Source organism: Candidatus Arsenophonus triatominarum (assembly GCF_001640365.1).
Taxonomy (GTDB): Bacteria; Pseudomonadota; Gammaproteobacteria; order Enterobacterales; family Enterobacteriaceae; genus Arsenophonus; species Arsenophonus triatominarum.
Map to the genome: position 1 here is coordinate 21,627 of NZ_LWMI01000018.1, position 14,601 is coordinate 36,227.

Annotated in this window: 16 protein-coding genes and 9 pseudogenes; 16 read left to right on the top strand and 9 right to left on the bottom strand. The window is 36.6% G+C overall.

Features of this window, described 5'->3' with window-relative positions:
- Positions 1-47 precede the first annotated feature (47 nt).
- A pseudogene (locus AYJ55_RS33655) lies at positions 48-393 on the top strand (transposase); the annotation flags it as partial.
- Between the two features lie 9 nt (positions 394-402).
- On the opposite strand, the pseudogene AYJ55_RS27025 reads toward AYJ55_RS33655, so the two are convergent.
- Positions 403-648, bottom strand: a pseudogene (locus AYJ55_RS27025) (integrase core domain-containing protein); the annotation flags it as partial.
- An 87-nt stretch (positions 649-735) separates the two neighbouring features.
- Between AYJ55_RS27025 and AYJ55_RS18495 the strand changes: the two are divergent.
- The 5 genes from AYJ55_RS18495 (at position 736) to AYJ55_RS18515 (ending at position 3,814) form a co-directional block, all read left to right on the top strand.
- On the top strand, positions 736-1,185 hold the full coding sequence (locus AYJ55_RS18495; RefSeq protein WP_063653760.1) for a helix-turn-helix domain-containing protein: 450 nt from the start codon (positions 736-738) through the stop codon (positions 1,183-1,185).
- Positions 1,169-1,534 carry an IS630 transposase-related protein gene (locus AYJ55_RS18500; protein ID WP_063653415.1) on the top strand — a complete coding sequence of 122 codons (366 nt, stop codon included), beginning with the start codon at positions 1,169-1,171 and terminating at the stop codon, positions 1,532-1,534. The genes AYJ55_RS18495 and AYJ55_RS18500 overlap by 17 nt, the downstream gene beginning before the upstream one ends.
- Entirely contained in the window at positions 1,503-1,991 is a 489-nt protein-coding gene (locus AYJ55_RS18505; protein ID WP_063653499.1) for an IS630 family transposase, read from the top strand. The genes AYJ55_RS18500 and AYJ55_RS18505 overlap by 32 nt, the downstream gene beginning before the upstream one ends.
- 136 nt (positions 1,992-2,127) lie before the next feature.
- On the top strand, positions 2,128-2,430 hold the full coding sequence (locus AYJ55_RS18510) for a hypothetical protein (RefSeq protein WP_063657552.1): 303 nt from the start codon (positions 2,128-2,130) through the stop codon (positions 2,428-2,430).
- 472 nt (positions 2,431-2,902) lie between these two features.
- A complete protein-coding gene (locus AYJ55_RS18515; RefSeq protein WP_063657553.1) occupies positions 2,903-3,814 on the top strand; it encodes an Rpn family recombination-promoting nuclease/putative transposase in 912 nt (303 codons plus the stop codon).
- A gap of 235 nt (positions 3,815-4,049) precedes the next feature.
- On the opposite strand, the gene AYJ55_RS18520 is transcribed toward AYJ55_RS18515, so the two are convergent.
- Positions 4,050-4,463 (bottom strand): transposase family protein, encoded by a 414-nt coding sequence (locus tag AYJ55_RS18520; protein WP_342668154.1) that lies wholly within the window; start codon positions 4,461-4,463, stop codon positions 4,050-4,052.
- A gap of 76 nt (positions 4,464-4,539) precedes the next feature.
- On the opposite strand from AYJ55_RS18520, the pseudogene AYJ55_RS18525 reads away from it, so the two are divergent.
- The 4 genes and pseudogenes from AYJ55_RS18525 to AYJ55_RS18540 all read left to right on the top strand — a co-directional run.
- Positions 4,540-5,145 (top strand): annotated as a pseudogene (locus tag AYJ55_RS18525) (helix-turn-helix domain-containing protein); the annotation flags it as partial.
- A 32-nt stretch (positions 5,146-5,177) separates the two neighbouring features.
- A pseudogene (locus AYJ55_RS33660) lies at positions 5,178-5,543 on the top strand (IS630 transposase-related protein).
- Positions 5,512-6,000, top strand: a complete 489-nt coding sequence (locus AYJ55_RS18535) for an IS630 family transposase (RefSeq protein WP_063653499.1) — start codon at positions 5,512-5,514, stop codon at positions 5,998-6,000. The pseudogene AYJ55_RS33660 and the gene AYJ55_RS18535 overlap by 32 nt, the downstream one beginning before the upstream one ends.
- Before the next feature lie 19 nt (positions 6,001-6,019).
- Positions 6,020-6,463, top strand: a pseudogene (locus AYJ55_RS18540) (integrase core domain-containing protein); the annotation flags it as partial.
- A gap of 195 nt (positions 6,464-6,658) precedes the next feature.
- Here AYJ55_RS18540 and AYJ55_RS18545 read toward each other — a convergent pair.
- Both AYJ55_RS18545 and AYJ55_RS18555 read right to left on the bottom strand, forming a co-directional pair.
- Positions 6,659-6,931, bottom strand: coding sequence for an HU family DNA-binding protein (locus AYJ55_RS18545; protein WP_063657554.1), 273 nt, complete (start codon positions 6,929-6,931; stop codon positions 6,659-6,661).
- Between the two features lie 252 nt (positions 6,932-7,183).
- Complete coding sequence (locus AYJ55_RS18555; RefSeq protein ID WP_063653812.1) at positions 7,184-8,083, bottom strand: transposase family protein; 900 nt, start codon at positions 8,081-8,083, stop codon at positions 7,184-7,186.
- A gap of 235 nt (positions 8,084-8,318) precedes the next feature.
- Here AYJ55_RS18555 and AYJ55_RS18560 point away from each other — a divergent pair.
- Positions 8,319-8,870 (top strand): annotated as a pseudogene (locus AYJ55_RS18560) (recombinase family protein); the annotation flags it as partial.
- Between the two features lie 36 nt (positions 8,871-8,906).
- On the opposite strand, the gene AYJ55_RS18565 reads toward AYJ55_RS18560, so the two are convergent.
- Positions 8,907-9,692 carry an F-box protein gene (locus AYJ55_RS18565; RefSeq protein WP_187153322.1) on the bottom strand — a complete coding sequence of 262 codons (786 nt, stop codon included), beginning with the start codon at positions 9,690-9,692 and terminating at the stop codon, positions 8,907-8,909.
- A gap of 360 nt (positions 9,693-10,052) precedes the next feature.
- Between AYJ55_RS18565 and AYJ55_RS31080 the strand changes: the two are divergent.
- Positions 10,053-10,211 (top strand): annotated as a pseudogene (locus AYJ55_RS31080) (IS982 family transposase); the annotation flags it as partial.
- Positions 10,212-10,284: 73 nt separating this feature from the next.
- Here the strand turns inward: AYJ55_RS31080 and AYJ55_RS18570 are convergent.
- Positions 10,285-10,818, bottom strand: coding sequence for an IS630 family transposase (locus AYJ55_RS18570; protein WP_162505291.1), 534 nt, complete (start codon positions 10,816-10,818; stop codon positions 10,285-10,287).
- Positions 10,742-11,107 (bottom strand): IS630 transposase-related protein, encoded by a 366-nt coding sequence (locus AYJ55_RS18575; protein WP_063653415.1) that lies wholly within the window; start codon positions 11,105-11,107, stop codon positions 10,742-10,744. Before AYJ55_RS18575 ends, AYJ55_RS18570 begins: the two co-directional genes overlap by 77 nt.
- Before the next feature lie 38 nt (positions 11,108-11,145).
- On the opposite strand from AYJ55_RS18575, the pseudogene AYJ55_RS29755 reads away from it, so the two are divergent.
- The 4 genes and pseudogenes from AYJ55_RS29755 to AYJ55_RS29760 all read left to right on the top strand — a co-directional run.
- Positions 11,146-11,310, top strand: a pseudogene (locus AYJ55_RS29755) (IS982 family transposase); the annotation flags it as partial.
- A gap of 28 nt (positions 11,311-11,338) precedes the next feature.
- A complete protein-coding gene (locus AYJ55_RS18580) occupies positions 11,339-11,704 on the top strand; it encodes an IS630 transposase-related protein (protein ID WP_063653415.1) in 366 nt (121 codons plus the stop codon).
- Positions 11,673-12,161, top strand: a complete 489-nt coding sequence (locus tag AYJ55_RS18585; protein WP_063653499.1) for an IS630 family transposase — start codon at positions 11,673-11,675, stop codon at positions 12,159-12,161. Before AYJ55_RS18580 ends, AYJ55_RS18585 begins: the two co-directional genes overlap by 32 nt.
- Positions 12,162-12,181: 20 nt before the next feature.
- Positions 12,182-12,475 (top strand): annotated as a pseudogene (locus AYJ55_RS29760) (transposase); the annotation flags it as partial.
- 533 nt (positions 12,476-13,008) lie between these two features.
- Here AYJ55_RS29760 and AYJ55_RS35200 read toward each other — a convergent pair.
- Both AYJ55_RS35200 and AYJ55_RS18595 read right to left on the bottom strand, forming a co-directional pair.
- A complete protein-coding gene (locus tag AYJ55_RS35200; protein ID WP_342668185.1) occupies positions 13,009-13,152 on the bottom strand; it encodes a hypothetical protein in 144 nt (47 codons plus the stop codon).
- 169 nt (positions 13,153-13,321) lie between these two features.
- Positions 13,322-14,218 carry a hypothetical protein gene (locus AYJ55_RS18595; protein WP_162505723.1) on the bottom strand — a complete coding sequence of 299 codons (897 nt, stop codon included), beginning with the start codon at positions 14,216-14,218 and terminating at the stop codon, positions 13,322-13,324.
- Positions 14,219-14,601 lie beyond the last annotated feature (383 nt).

Consider the following 14,601-nt stretch of genomic DNA (forward strand, 5'->3'; position numbering starts at 1 on the left):
AAAATCTGTGTCATATCTTAAACTCAAAAAAAAAAGAGGTATGACATATGAGAAATCAATCATTTAATTTTGATGAAGCGTTGAAGCAATTACAATCAGGTAAAAATTTACTCGGTACGGATGGAATACTCACACCACTCATAAAACAGCTGACCGAAGCTGCCCTGCAGGAAGAAATAGAACACTACCTATCGACAACGTCAATCGATACGAGTAAAAATGGCTATACTCGAAAAACGGTTAAATCGACATCAGGTTAATTTGAACTGAAAACGCCCAGAGACAGGTCAGGTGCTTTTGAGCCTCAGCTCATTTAAGAAAAATCAGACAAAATTATCAGAGGATATTGATAACAAAATCCTATCGTTATTTGCATTAGGCATGAGTTATCGTGTTTAGTGGTCAACTAAAATTGGCCACCCTACCTGACTGTTCACGGAACAGTCGCTCTGATTCGTTTGGCGTTAATCCACCGTTATACCAGTGAGGTCTTATATCGCTATAGTAGTGGGTTATGTAGCGAATAATGGCTGACTGAGCAGTACTAAAGCTTTGGTAGCCAGTCGTTGGCACCCATTCGGTCTTCAGACTACGGAAGAATCGTTCCATCGGACTATTATCCCAACAATTCCCTCTGCGACTGATACTTTAAAATAGTTGCTGAATAGAGAGTTGCATTTTTTGTCACGCTATAGACAATAAAAAGAGGTTTAACTTAGAAAATAACGGTTTGAAATGATCAACAAAGAGCGGTTGTTACGAGATAATCGTTTATGTAAAGCAATCATTGGATTATCAGTCGAAGAATTGAAAAATTTAGCCGCTGAATTTTCAGCTTGTTATTTGATTTATCGGAAAAAGAATCGAAAAGATCACGAGCGGCAGATGGGTGCAGGGCAGAAAGGATTTATCCCAACCCCATTAGATAAACTGCTTTTTATTTTATTGTATTTAAAATGTTATCCGACCTATGATTTGCAAGGACTTCTTTTTGGTTTAGATAGAACACGGGTATGTCGCTGGGTAAAAATATTATTGCCGGTTTTAGAGATGACCTTGGGGCGAGAATGTGTTTTGCCCGCTCGTCAAATTCGCTCTGCTGAGGAATTTTTTCGCGCCTTTCCTGGAGTTATAGCTAGGCGACTTAATTTTGATTACAAGGTGTGTTATGAGTTATACAATTGATTTTCGACGTAAAGTAATATCTGTAAGGAAAGCCGAAGGTTTAACAATTCGAGAAACTGCGAAACAATTCCGTATTGGAAAAGCGTCTTTAGTACGTTGGCTTAAACGACCAGAGCCAAAAAATTCAACGCCACGTAAGAGGAAGCTCGATAAAAATGCTTTAGCAAAAGATGTGGAACAGTATCCAGATGCTTACCAAAAGGAACGGGCAGAGCGATTCGGTGTTTGTAAAAAGACTATTTGGCAATCCCTTAAAAAGCTGGGATTAACCTATAAAAAAAACTCTATTCCATCCAAAAACCAACGAAAGCGACAGGCTGGCACATCAGCAAAAAAGACAACAGTATGAAAAAAAAGATAAATCTGTTGTTTTTATTGATGAAAGTGGTTTTTCACATGACACTCCACGAACTCACGGCTATTCCCCAAAAGGTCACCGTTGTTTTGGCCTGAAAAACTGGGGTGCTAAGGGAAGAACAAATGTTATTGGCGCTTTATTGGGAACAACCCTTTTTGCTATCGGATTATTTGATTGCAATATTAATCGTGATGTTTTTTATGTTTGGATCACAAAAATATTGCTCCCAGAACTTCCTGAAAATTCTGTTATTTTTATGGACAACGCTAGCTTTCACAAAGGTAAGAATATTGAACAGGCAATTATAAACGCAGGACACCAGATAGAATATTTGCCTGTGTATTCACCAGATTTAAATCCTATAGAACATAAATGGTCTCAAGCTAAACGTAAAAAGATGGAAACAGGATGCACTATCGATGACCTGTTTTTAATACATATGCTGTAATCAAAATTAAGTCGCCTAGCTATAGAATGGCACTCAAGACCGTGATTCATCGTCTCGCTAGACGTCTTCCTTGCGCCGCTGAGCTATTTTCGATGTTTGAGGTATAAACGTAAATTCAACAGAAAAACCGCTCACAATGGCTCCTGCTTCGTTTAAACGACTATCTCTGAGGGATGTTATCCGTGAGCGTAACGAAAGACTGAGTCAAAAAGCAGAAACGGTGACAGTGTCACCCAAAGAAACACAACCTGCAACCAATCCAAAACTGGAAGCCGCATTAATCGCCCTCGACGATGCCACCGACGAAAAAAGCCTTGCTGAAATCGTTGAGCATTGTACAGTATTGTCCGCCGAGTTGTCTGAGGACGAAAAAATACAACTCCGTGAAAAAATTAAAGCGAGCAAAAAGCGGTTAATTCCAGCCAAAAAAAGAGAGTAAGCCTGTTGCTCAATAGCAAAATTAATTATGACTTACAAAAAAACCAGCCGATGATGATAAAATCATCAATTTTTGCATTAAAAACAACCTATGTAAGATTAAAAAAATAAACTATTTTTGTATTTTTTAGATGTATCTAACTTGTTTTTATTTTAAGCAACTTTATTTCACTATTGAGCAACATGCTTAGTGAAGTCTGGATGGCAAGACTGGTAAATGGCACGGGCGACGCTTGGCGATTTCGAGACGGTCAAATAGCGCATGGCTTTTTTTGAGGCTGAGAGAAAGGCAAAAGAAACTGGTGCGGTGCTGGAAAAACGTAGCAAATACCGATTTAGTCCGAGTCATTGAAAAATACCCCTAAGCAATAGGGGCGTCATGTTAAAGTTGGACCACTAAATAAATAACTTTTTCAATATAGCTTTTATTTGAGAAAATACAAATTGCTATTAACGATAATTGAAGATATCAAATGGCTAAAAAATTCACCCCAACACCCCATGATGCGGTATTCAAACAGTTTTTAAGTGAGAAAGAGACGGCTAAGGATTTCTTTGATATCTGGTTACCCGATGAGATTAAGTCCCTGTGTGATTTAGATAGTCTTAAGACAGAATCCAACTCCTTTGTCGATAGTGAAATGAAAAACTATCAGAGTGATATCCTGTATTCTGTCAAAACAGAAAAGGGACAAGGCTATCTCTATCTGCTGGTTGAGCATCAATCAACACCCGACAGACTGATGGCATGGCGACTGATGCGCTATAGCATGGCAGCAATGCAAAAGCATCTGGAAGCGGGTCACAAAGCGTTGCCGTTGGTTTTCCCTGTCCTGTTTTATTGCGGTGAAAAAAGCCCGCATCCCTATAGTACGGACTGGCTAGACTGCTTTAGTGGGCGTGATATTGCGGAAAAAATATACACAAAACCGTTTAAGCTCGTCGATGTGACCACGCTTGATGACGGTGAGATTATGCAGCACAAGCGAATGGCGTTACTTGAATTAATTCAGAAACACATTCGTCGACGGGATATGACCGAGCTTCTGAATGAAATAGTCACGCTGTTGTCGTATAATTATTATACCGATAATCAAGTTATTACCCTGTTTAACTATCTCCTTCAGGAAGGTAATTCAAAAAAACCTATCGAATTTATCACCGAGATAGCCAAACAATCAGAGAAACACGAAGGAGCACTTATGACTATTGCTCAACAAATTGAAGAAATCGGAATCAAAAAAGGCATACAACAAGGTATGCAACAAGGGAAAATAGCGGAAAAAAACGAAATTGCCCGTCAACTTCTTAAAAAAGGCGTTGAAAAAGAAATCATCAAATTCTCTACAGGTCTGTCTGATGAGGAATTAAATCAGTTAACCTGACACCGGAACCTAGCTCAATCATTCGAGTGTCAGATTTTGGTTCTTCTCAAAATCTGTCAATCCGGTTTTTTTGGCCAGTCAATATCGGGTGCAGCTGAAACATCCGTTGTAGTGGCATACTAAATTTGGCCACTACACTACATAACCCACTACTATAGCGATATAAGACCTCACTGGTATAACAAGCGTGTTGCTTAATAGTGAAATAAGGGTATTTCGGTGATTGAAGTAAATTTTAGGCTGTTCTGAGATGGAAATTCCAAAGACCGGCACTAAGGAGTAAAAAGGTATCATCAATAAAGGGTCTACGATTCCGTAAAATTTGGGTCATACAACCGAGGCGCTTGATACCCGCGATGGCGTGTTCAACCGTAATACGGATGCCCGAGATTATTTTATTTTCTTGTTTTTGTTCAGGCGATAAAGGTCTTTTTCGAGTTCCTTTTTTTGGGATTTGTGTATTAGGATGCTGTTTATCTATACCTTGAAAACCGGTATCGGCCCAGATGGTTACCTCAGGGGGAATATGGCGAATTATATCGACTTTATCGAGTAAGCGTTTATCGTGACGGCGCCCATTTTTGATCATGGGGATAAATCCAATTTTCCTCGTTTCGTCAGTCATAATATGTATTAGTCTTAACTTGATCCGACAATTCTGATTTAAAAAAGAGCGTTACCGGTTTTAATTAACATCATTAGATAATTAAATAAAAGGTAATTCTATGTATCAAACAAATAATCCTATCATCAAACATAAAGTCGGGTTACTTAACCTCGCTGAAGAGCTTAATAACGTCTCAAAAGCCTGTAAGATTATGGGGGTATCCCGAGATACGTTTTATCGCTACCAGGAACTTGTTAACGATGGTGGGATAGACGCTTTAATTAATCAAAATCGACGGGTGCCTAACGTAAAAAATAGAGTAGATGAACAGATTGAAAGCGCTGTAGTCGAGTATGCGATTGAATACCCTGCACACGGTCAACACCGCAGTAGTAATGAACTAAGAAAAAAAGGCATTTTTGTTTCGGGGAGTGGCGTTCGCTCTATTTGGCTGCGCCATAATCTCGAAAATTTTACAAAACGCCTAAAAGCGCTTGAAGATAAAATCGCAACAGAAGGAATTATCCTGTCAGAATCACAAATCAGTGCTCTAGAAAAGAAAGCGCAAGATGATGAAGCCTGTGGTGAGATTGAAACAGCGCATCCAGGTTATCTGGGTTCACAAGATACTTTTTATGTCGGTCATTTAAAAGGCGTTGGTCGTGTTTATCAACAAACTTACATTGATACTTACAGTAAAGTCGTTCATTGTAAGCTTTATAGCTAGGCGACTTAATTTTGATTACAAGGTGTGTTATGAGTTATACAATTGATTTTCGACGTAAAGTAATATCTGTAAGGAAAGCCGAAGGTTTAACAATTCGAGAAACTGCGAAACAATTCCGTATTGGAAAAGCGTCTTTAGTACGTTGGCTTAAATGACCAGAGCCAAAAAATTCAACGCCACGTAAGAGGAAGCTCGATAAAAATGCTTTATCAAAAGATGTGGAACAGTATCCAGATGCTTACCAAAAGGAACGGGCAGAGCGATTCGGTGTTTGTAAAAAGACTATTTGGCAATCCCTTAAAAAGCTGGGATTAACCTATAAAAAAAACTCTATTCCATCCAAAAACCAACGAAAGCGACAGGCTGGCACATCAGCAAAAAAGACAACAGTATGAAAAAAAAGATAAATCTGTTGTTTTTATTGATGAAAGTGGTTTTTCACATGACACTCCACGAACTCACGGCTATTCCCCAAAAGGTCACCGTTGTTTTGGCCTGAAAAACTGGGGTGCTAAGGGAAGAACAAATGTTATTGGCGCCTTATTGGGAACAACCCTTTTTGCTATCGGATTATTTGATTGCAATATTAATCGTGATGTTTTTTATGTTTGGATCACAAAAATATTGCTCCCAGAACTTCCTGAAAATTCTGTTATTTTTATGGACAACGCTAGCTTTCACAAAGGTAAGAATATTGAACAGGCAATTATAAACGCAGGACACCAGATAGAATATTTGCCTGTGTATTCACCAGATTTAAATCCTATAGAACATAAATGGTCTCAAGCTAAACGTAAAAAGATGGAAACAGGATGCACTATCGATGACCTGTTTTTAATACATATGCTGTAATCAAAATTAAGTCGCCTAGCTATACACAACAAAAAGCGCGATAACGGCGGCAGATTTATTAAATGACAAGGTTCTCCCTTTTTATTCCCAGCATGGGTTACCGGTGTTACGTATACTGACGGACAGAGGCAGTGAGTATTGTGGTAAAGTTGAACATCACGATTATCAACTTTATCTCGCTATCAATGATATTGATCATACAAAAACTAAAGCTCGTTCACCTCAAACTAATGGGATTTGTGAACGCTTTCATAAAACTGTATTACAAGAGTTCTATCAGGTGGCTTTTCGTAAGAAAATCTATAGGGCTTTAAATGAATTACAAGCTGATTTAGATAAATGGTTAGCGGAATATAATAACCAACGCACTCATCAAGGAAAAATGTGTTGCGGTCGAACGCCTATGGCAACTTTACACGATGGAAAACAACTTTGGAGAGAGAAAGATTTAAATCAAATTTAACCTGACAGGTACTGTATAAATAACCGGTAACTGTCAGATTAAGTCTGAGCTACTACATTCAAAAATTATTTGATTTAATCATTTTTAATTTCTGATAGGTGATTTTGCTGTCCAAAATCGTTCGGTTGCGACCAGCGCTAAAAATACCTGTACAAAAATAACCAAATTGAGTTCCGTACAGTATTTTCGGTCATGTTATTTGACTGCTTCTTTCAAACTTTTACCTACCTTAAAACTGGGTACGTTTGCAGCAGCAATTTTAAGAGCCTCTCCTGTTTTTGGGTTTCGTCCATCTCTGGCTGCTCGTTGCTTAACCTGAAAAGTACCAAAGCCAATGAGTTGTACGTCATTACCGGATTTCAAAGACTCGGTCACGATTTCTGTGAAAGCATTAACCGCCTTCTCTGTGTCTTTCTTGCTTAATCCTGATTTCTCTGCAACTTTGCTGATGAGTTCTGTTTTGTTCATTTTGTGCCTTTTCAAATCAAAAATTTTGTATTAATTCTAGGTCATTTTCATAAAAGGTAATATCTTTGTTTTGCTTATCTTTGGCAACGGATATTTTTGTATTTTTATCTTCTCGCATCGCCAATTCTCGTTTTTTCTCTTCGTGCCAAGTTCGCTTGCAATACTTCGAACACTCAATTGCTCTAAGCAAATATGGCATTAAGCGTGTTGCTTAATAGTGAAATAAGGGTATTTCGGTGATTGAAGTAAATTTTAGGCTGTTCTGAGATGGAAATTCCAAAGACCGGCACTAAGGAGTAAAAAGGTATCATCAATAAAGGGTCTACGATTCCGTAAAATTTGGGTCATACAACCGAGGCGCTTGATACCCGCGATGGCGTGTTCAACCGTAATACGGATGCCCGAGATTATTTTATTTTCTTGTTTTTGTTCAGGCGATAAAGGTCTTTTTCGAGTTCCTTTTTTTGGGATTTGTGTATTAGGATGCTGTTTATCTATACCTTGAAAACCGGTATCGGCCCAGATGGTTACCTCAGGGGGAATATGGCGAATTATATCGACTTTATCGAGTAAGCGTTTATCGTGACGGCGCCCATTTTTGATCATGGGGATAAATCCAATTTTCCTCGTTTCGTCAGTCATAATAAGCCCTTTTCGAGTGGTCTGTCTTTTCTTTCCCGAATACATTTTTTTTCGCCGACGCAGATTCTTAGGCTTTTGGACAGGTCGCTCTGTCCCATCAATAAAGACGTCTTTAACTCCAGGAAAGGCGCGAAAAAATTCCTCAGCAGAGCGAATTTGACGAGCGGGCAAAACACATTCTCGCCCCAAGGTCATCTCTAAAACCGGCAATAATATTTTTACCCAGCGACATACCCGTGTTCTATCTAAACCAAAAAGAAGTCCTTGCAAATCATAGGTCGGATAACATTTTAAATACAATAAAATAAAAAGCAGTTTATCTAATGGGGTTGGGATAAATCCTTTCTGCCCTGCACCCATCTGCCGCTCGTGATCTTTTCGATTCTTTTTCCGATAAATCAAATAACAAGCTGAAAATTCAGCGGCTAAATTTTTCAATTCTTCGACTGATAATCCAATGATTGCTTTACATAAACGATTATCTCGTAACAACCGCTCTTTGTTGATCATTTCAAACCGTTATTTTCTAAGTTAAACCTCTTTTTATTGTCTATAGCGTGACAAAAAATGCAACTCTCTATTCAGCAACTATTTTAATGACTGAATTTGCTCTTGGGTAACCCCTAATGTCAATTTTCAGGTCAGCTTAATTTGTGTGTTAATAGAGTATAATTGTCAATTAGTTGACAATTTCAATTTAAACTCACAAACTTAAATATGACAATAATAGGAATTTGAGGTTAAGATGGCAGGCGCAAGAGTTGGATATATTAGAGTGAGTAGCGAGGATCAAAAGTTAGAACGGCAATTGAAAAATATCCCCCTCGACAAAGTATTTGAAGAAAAAGTATCAGCGAAAAACAAAGAACGCCCGCAGTTACAGGCTTTGTTAAACTATGTCCGTGAAGGGGACAAGGTGATCGTGCATAGTTTAGATCGATTGGCCAGGAATTTGGACGATTTACGCAGTCTGGTAAAGTCATTGACTGAGCAGGGTGTCAGTGTTGAATTCATCAAAGAAAACCTAATTTTCACGGGCGAGGATTCGCCTATGTCAAATCTCCTTTTGTCCGTCATGGGAGCTTTTGCGGAATTTGAAAGGGCGCTGATTAGAGAGCGACAGCTTGAAGGTATCGCTATCGCTAAGAAGAAAGGACTCTACAAAGGACGAAAAAAAGTCTTTACCCAAGAGCAAATTCAGTCATTGCAATCAAGAGCTAAAAACGGCGAAAAAAAAGCCAAATTAGCAAAAGAATTTGGCGTATCTCGAGAAACCATTTATCGGTATTTGCGAACAGGTGATATTTATAGCTATGAAAATATTAATCGTCGCTCATCGGGGGGTGAATCTATTAATGCAATCACCAGTTAAAAACATAGAGCGGTGAGAATCACGATAGCTGGCAAGTACCTCATCTGAGAATTTACGTGTTCCATCTTCATTATTTATCCCTGAAATGTAATTATGAAAATGGCTAATTATAGCTGCAATCAGCAATCCGCTGTCTGTCTTTTTAGCCGTAAATAGTAAATCAGCCTTATTAAAAATCTCAGTGACACTTTTATGATTAGTGCTAGCTTTATCCATGAATATTGATAATTCAATATTTGTGTCCATAGTCCAATTCCACTGAACTGTACTAAAATTATATAGTATGTCCACTGAGTCAAATAATTTCAGTGGAGCGGTATTAATTGGATAACTAAAGCTTATCCTCAAGCGTTCGCCATTTTCGTTAAGAATTTCGGATTTTATGTTAGCTAATGATACTAATGTTTGTGGTGAGGCATCTTTTGTAATGCAACAATAAAGAGCATAAGAATTAGACACCAATTTCGACTTATTTTCACTTAGCTGTCCCTTACAGGTAAAAGAAAAATCATTGTTATAATAGTCTTCCGCCATGCTCTTTACACTTTCTAATGTGCTGGCAAAATCCTTGGAGGCTTGCCGGAAGTTAATATAGTCGTTTTCTGGTAAACGAAAGGCGATATTTTCAATCAGCTCGGGAGGCAGATTTTTTATACCGATCACGTTTGCTAAGGGACTATTTTGATTATTTGATGAGGTAGATTCTGAATCTGAATAAGAAACCAGGCGATGACTCGAATTGTTCACGTACATAGTTTTTCCTTTTTTTATTCTCTATTGATTGACTTATTATAAAATAGCGTATTTTTTTTATAAAACTCATCAATTACGCATTCCTATATCACCGTATTTTTCCTTCCTTTTGTCGGAAATTTTTCTATGCCGTTACCCTTTCCTTTTGACTTTAAAAAGCCGGATTATGTTCAGGTGTTTGAGTGGCGTGCTGAGCGATTAAAGCATCTTCGGGAGCAACCGGAAAGTCTTAAACTAACCTGAGTTCGGGATAAGAAATAAAGTGAAAGTCTTGCTATTCAAATAGTTGAATGCGCATATTTCGTTAAAATACTCTAACAATCTGGTTAAAGAGTAGAGCATTGTTAAACAATGATGGAAAATCTTACTGAACTTTATTGCCTGATGGATGATTTTTGTAAAGACTTCGAACCAAAAATGCATGAAATTTTGCTGAATAACGGTAGTAAGCGTCGTAGACGGTTTACTCAGCTTCCATTGGCTGAAATGATGACACTGGTTGTTTTGTTTCATTAACTCCGATTCAGCCAATTCAAGGTATTTTATCTCTATCATGTCCGTTTATAGCTAGGCGACTTAATTTTGATTACAGCATATGTATTAAAAACAGGTCATCGATAGTGCATCCTGTTTCCATCTTTTTACGTTTAGCTTGAGACCATTTATGTTCTATAGGATTTAAATCTGGTGAATACACAGGCAAATATTCTATCTGGTGTCCTGCGTTTATAATTGCCTGTTCAATATTCTTACCTTTGTGAAAGCTAGCGTTGTCCATAAAAATAACAGAATTTTCAGGAAGTTCTGGGAGCAATATTTTTGTGATCCAAACATAAAAAACATCACGGTTAATATTGCAATCAAATAATCCGATAGCAAAAAGGGTTGTTCCCAATAAAGCGCCAATAACATTTGTTCTTCCCTTAGCACCCCAGTTTTTCAGGCCAAAACAACGGTGACCTTTTGGGGAATAGCCGTGAGTTCGTGGAGTGTCATGTGAAAAACCACTTTCATCAATAAAAACAACAGATTTATCTTTTTTTTCATACTGTTGTCTTTTTTGCTGATGTGCCAGCCTGTCGCTTTCGTTGGTTTTTGGATGGAATAGAGTTTTTTTTATAGGTTAATCCCAGCTTTTTAAGGGATTGCCAAATAGTCTTTTTACAAACACCGAATCGCTCTGCCCGTTCCTTTTGGTAAGCATCTGGATACTGTTCCACATCTTTTGCTAAAGCATTTTTATCGAGCTTCCTCTTACGTGGCGTTGAATTTTTTGGCTCTGGTCGTTTAAGCCAACGTACTAAAGACGCTTTTCCAATACGGAATTGTTTCGCAGTTTCTCGAATTGTTAAACCTTCGGCTTTCCTTACAGATATTACTTTACGTCGAAAATCAATTGTATAACTCATAACACACCTTGTAATCAAAATTAAGTCGCCTAGCTATATATCTCAGGAAGGAATTTCCTAACTTGCCATCATATTCACGCTGCGTAGAGTTACTTCCGCGCAGTGCCTTAGCTTTAACGGCACTGTTTGAGTCAAATAAGGGAAAGTGCACAGGTCTGTCGGTTGCCGATTCTACTCCGATAGCTGTGTGTGATATAGCTAGGCGACTTAATTTTGATTACAAGGTGTGTTATGAGTTATACAATTGATTTTCGACGTAAAGTAATATCTGTAAGGAAAGCCGAAGGTTTAACAATTCGAGAAACTGCGAAACAATTCCGTATTGGAAAAGCGTCTTTAGTACGTTGGCTTAAACGACCAGAGCCAAAAAATTCAACGCCACGTAAGAGGAAGCTCGATAAAAATGCTTTAGCAAAAGATGTGGAACAGTATCCAGATGCTTACCAAAAGGAACGGGCAGAGCGATTCGGTGTTTGTAAAAAGACTATTTGGCAATCCCTTAAAAAGCTGGGATTAACCTATAAAAAAAACTCTATTCCATCCAAAAACCAACGAAAGCGACAGGCTGGCACATCAGCAAAAAAGACAACAGTATGAAAAAAAAGATAAATCTGTTGTTTTTATTGATGAAAGTGGTTTTTCACATGACACTCCACGAACTCACGGCTATTCCCCAAAAGGTCACCGTTGTTTTGGCCTGAAAAACTGGGGTGCTAAGGGAAGAACAAATGTTATTGGCGCTTTATTGGGAACAACCCTTTTTGCTATCGGATTATTTGATTGCAATATTAATCGTGATGTTTTTTATGTTTGGATCACAAAAATATTGCTCCCAGAACTTCCTGAAAATTCTGTTATTTTTATGGACAACGCTAGCTTTCACAAAGGTAAGAATATTGAACAGGCAATTATAAACGCAGGACACCAGATAGAATATTTGCCTGTGTATTCACCAGATTTAAATCCTATAGAACATAAATGGTCTCAAGCTAAACGTAAAAAGATGGAAACAGGATGCACTATCGATGACCTGTTTTTAATACATATGCTGTAATCAAAATTAAGTCGCCTAGCTATAACTTACGGATCCGCCGGCATAAAGTCTTCGATGGGATAGCTGAACGAGGAAAAACCTCAACAGGTTGGTTCTTTGGTTTCAAACTTCATGTAATTATCAATCATTTGGGGGAAATACTCAGTTTTCGATTTACACCAGGAAACACAGATGATCGGAAACCATTACCTGAGCTGATAAAAGATCTTTCTGGTTGTTTGTATGCGGATAAAGGGTGTTTATCGGCTTCACTGAAACAGCAACTAAAAACAATGGGAATTAACCTTATAACGAATATCAAGCACGAGTTTCGCACCAATAAAAAAACGCTCTATTTTTAAGTTTAATTCAGCATAATATATAAATAGACAAAATCTTATAAATTAAAATCAACTTAGTTGTAAATTAAACAAATTTATACGTTTTAGCAACTTGCAAATTAACCATTGCTTTAAGCCATTTCTGGAATTTTATATGCCTGTGCGAAACTCGTGAGTTCTTTAAATTGATTGCTGGATTTTCATTACGGTCATGTTCTTCACCGCAAGACGGACGTTTCCAGTAGCGTACAGATAACGGTAGTTTTCCTAGTTTATACCCGCAATTATAAATCTATTCATATAGGATAGTATAGTTATGAGTAGATAAAAATTAAACTGTTAAAACCTTGAGCCGTGCTGACATAGGTAAAGTCCGCCATCCAAAGCTGATTGGGTCGCTCAGCCATGAAAAGCCGGCTCACTAGGTCATCCGGCGTAGCCGCATCTTTATGTTTTCTTCGAACTTATTAGTATCCAATTTTTTCAAAGCCTTAATCATAGAATCTATCAGGTATGTATATAGTTTTTCATTCATTCCTACGCACGCCTCCCAAAGTAAAGAAATTAATTATGTGTTGTAGTATATTGCGTGGAGAGGTAGGATCTCTCATTGCTAAACCTGTATTGCAAGCTATATTATGTATGTTAAGCATATTGTTAACATTCATCATTAATTCCTTATTTAGAGTTAGGTAATAAGATATTTAATATTTACCTTTATTTAACAATGCTATTCTTGTTTTTGTATTCTATCAATATTAATGAAGCTACTTTAAGGTTACAGCCGTTGTTTTGGAGCTATCCGATAGCATTACAATTAACAACAGCTATATTTTATTGTTAAAGGTCAGTGAATGGTTCAGCATAAAAGTATTCCACATACAATGATTGAACTTTTGCGTAATTTAATTTGTTATTTAACTTATCTAAATTAAAAGTAAAATTTTCTGCCAATGATTGTGTTACATGTTTTTTTATATTGTTAATTGAGTCTGATAAATTAAATAGAATACTTAATTCATTTTCTTTTGTTGTATCTAACTCTTTGATATTGTAAATATAATAAAGCTGATCATGATAATAATCAAAACATTTCATTTGAAGAGAAATCCATTTTTGTAATAAATTTTTACTAATATCTATTTCTTTTTTTGTTTTCTCGCTTAATAAATGTAGATTCATTCTTATTTTATTTTTTATATTAATATTTTCTAATTTATCTATTTTGCTATCATATTTTACTTTACTTAAAGCTGCATCTAGACCTTCATGGATAACGGTATTGCTGTTTAATAATTCACTATTATTAGTTAATTTCCTTTCTTTTATAGAATAAACATCTTTTTCAGGATCCCCATAAATCATTGAGTATTCATCTATAACATCTTTAATAGAAAAAGTAAAAGTATAAGAACCATTTTTATTTGGAGTGATAGATGCCTTAAATCCGTCTTGATAAACAGGATATGCCATTCCCTTAAGTTGGTAAAAAGCAGTCACTTTTTTTAAAATGGATTCAGTATCATATTCATCACTGTTATGTGTTAACACATAAATTTTTTCCAGCGCTTCGCTTGTATTGGTTCCACAAAACCAATCTTTAATTTTTTCCCATATGCCAACATGTGTAGCTTTCTCTTTTGATGAACTTTCAATAGCTTGTTTAATATTTTCATTGCTAAGTGTTCTGTTAAACGAAAATAAAGAATTACCTTTAATATATATTGTCATAGCCATTATCCCTAATATTCTAGACTTACGATACTAAAATTTGTTTTCTTTATTTTTATTTTTATTTTAACTTTTTATCACTAAGGTTTTTTACTTATTTTTCATAATAATTTGTTGTTAATAACAAATTGATCTCAGTTCAATAAAAATTTTATCGTTAAGGTAATTATTTTTTCTTCCAGATTTATTTAACATAAGAGCTTGATGTATAAGAAATTAATACCCGAAATGGTTACTCATTAACCTGCGCCATGATGAAACCCTTTTTATTTTCTTCTAAATTTTGCCAAAATTATGTTGAAGGTTGAGATTAAGAAACGGAATAGATGGTTAAAAAACGATTAATTATCAATCAATTTTGAACAAAAGGATAGATCTACCCTATCGTG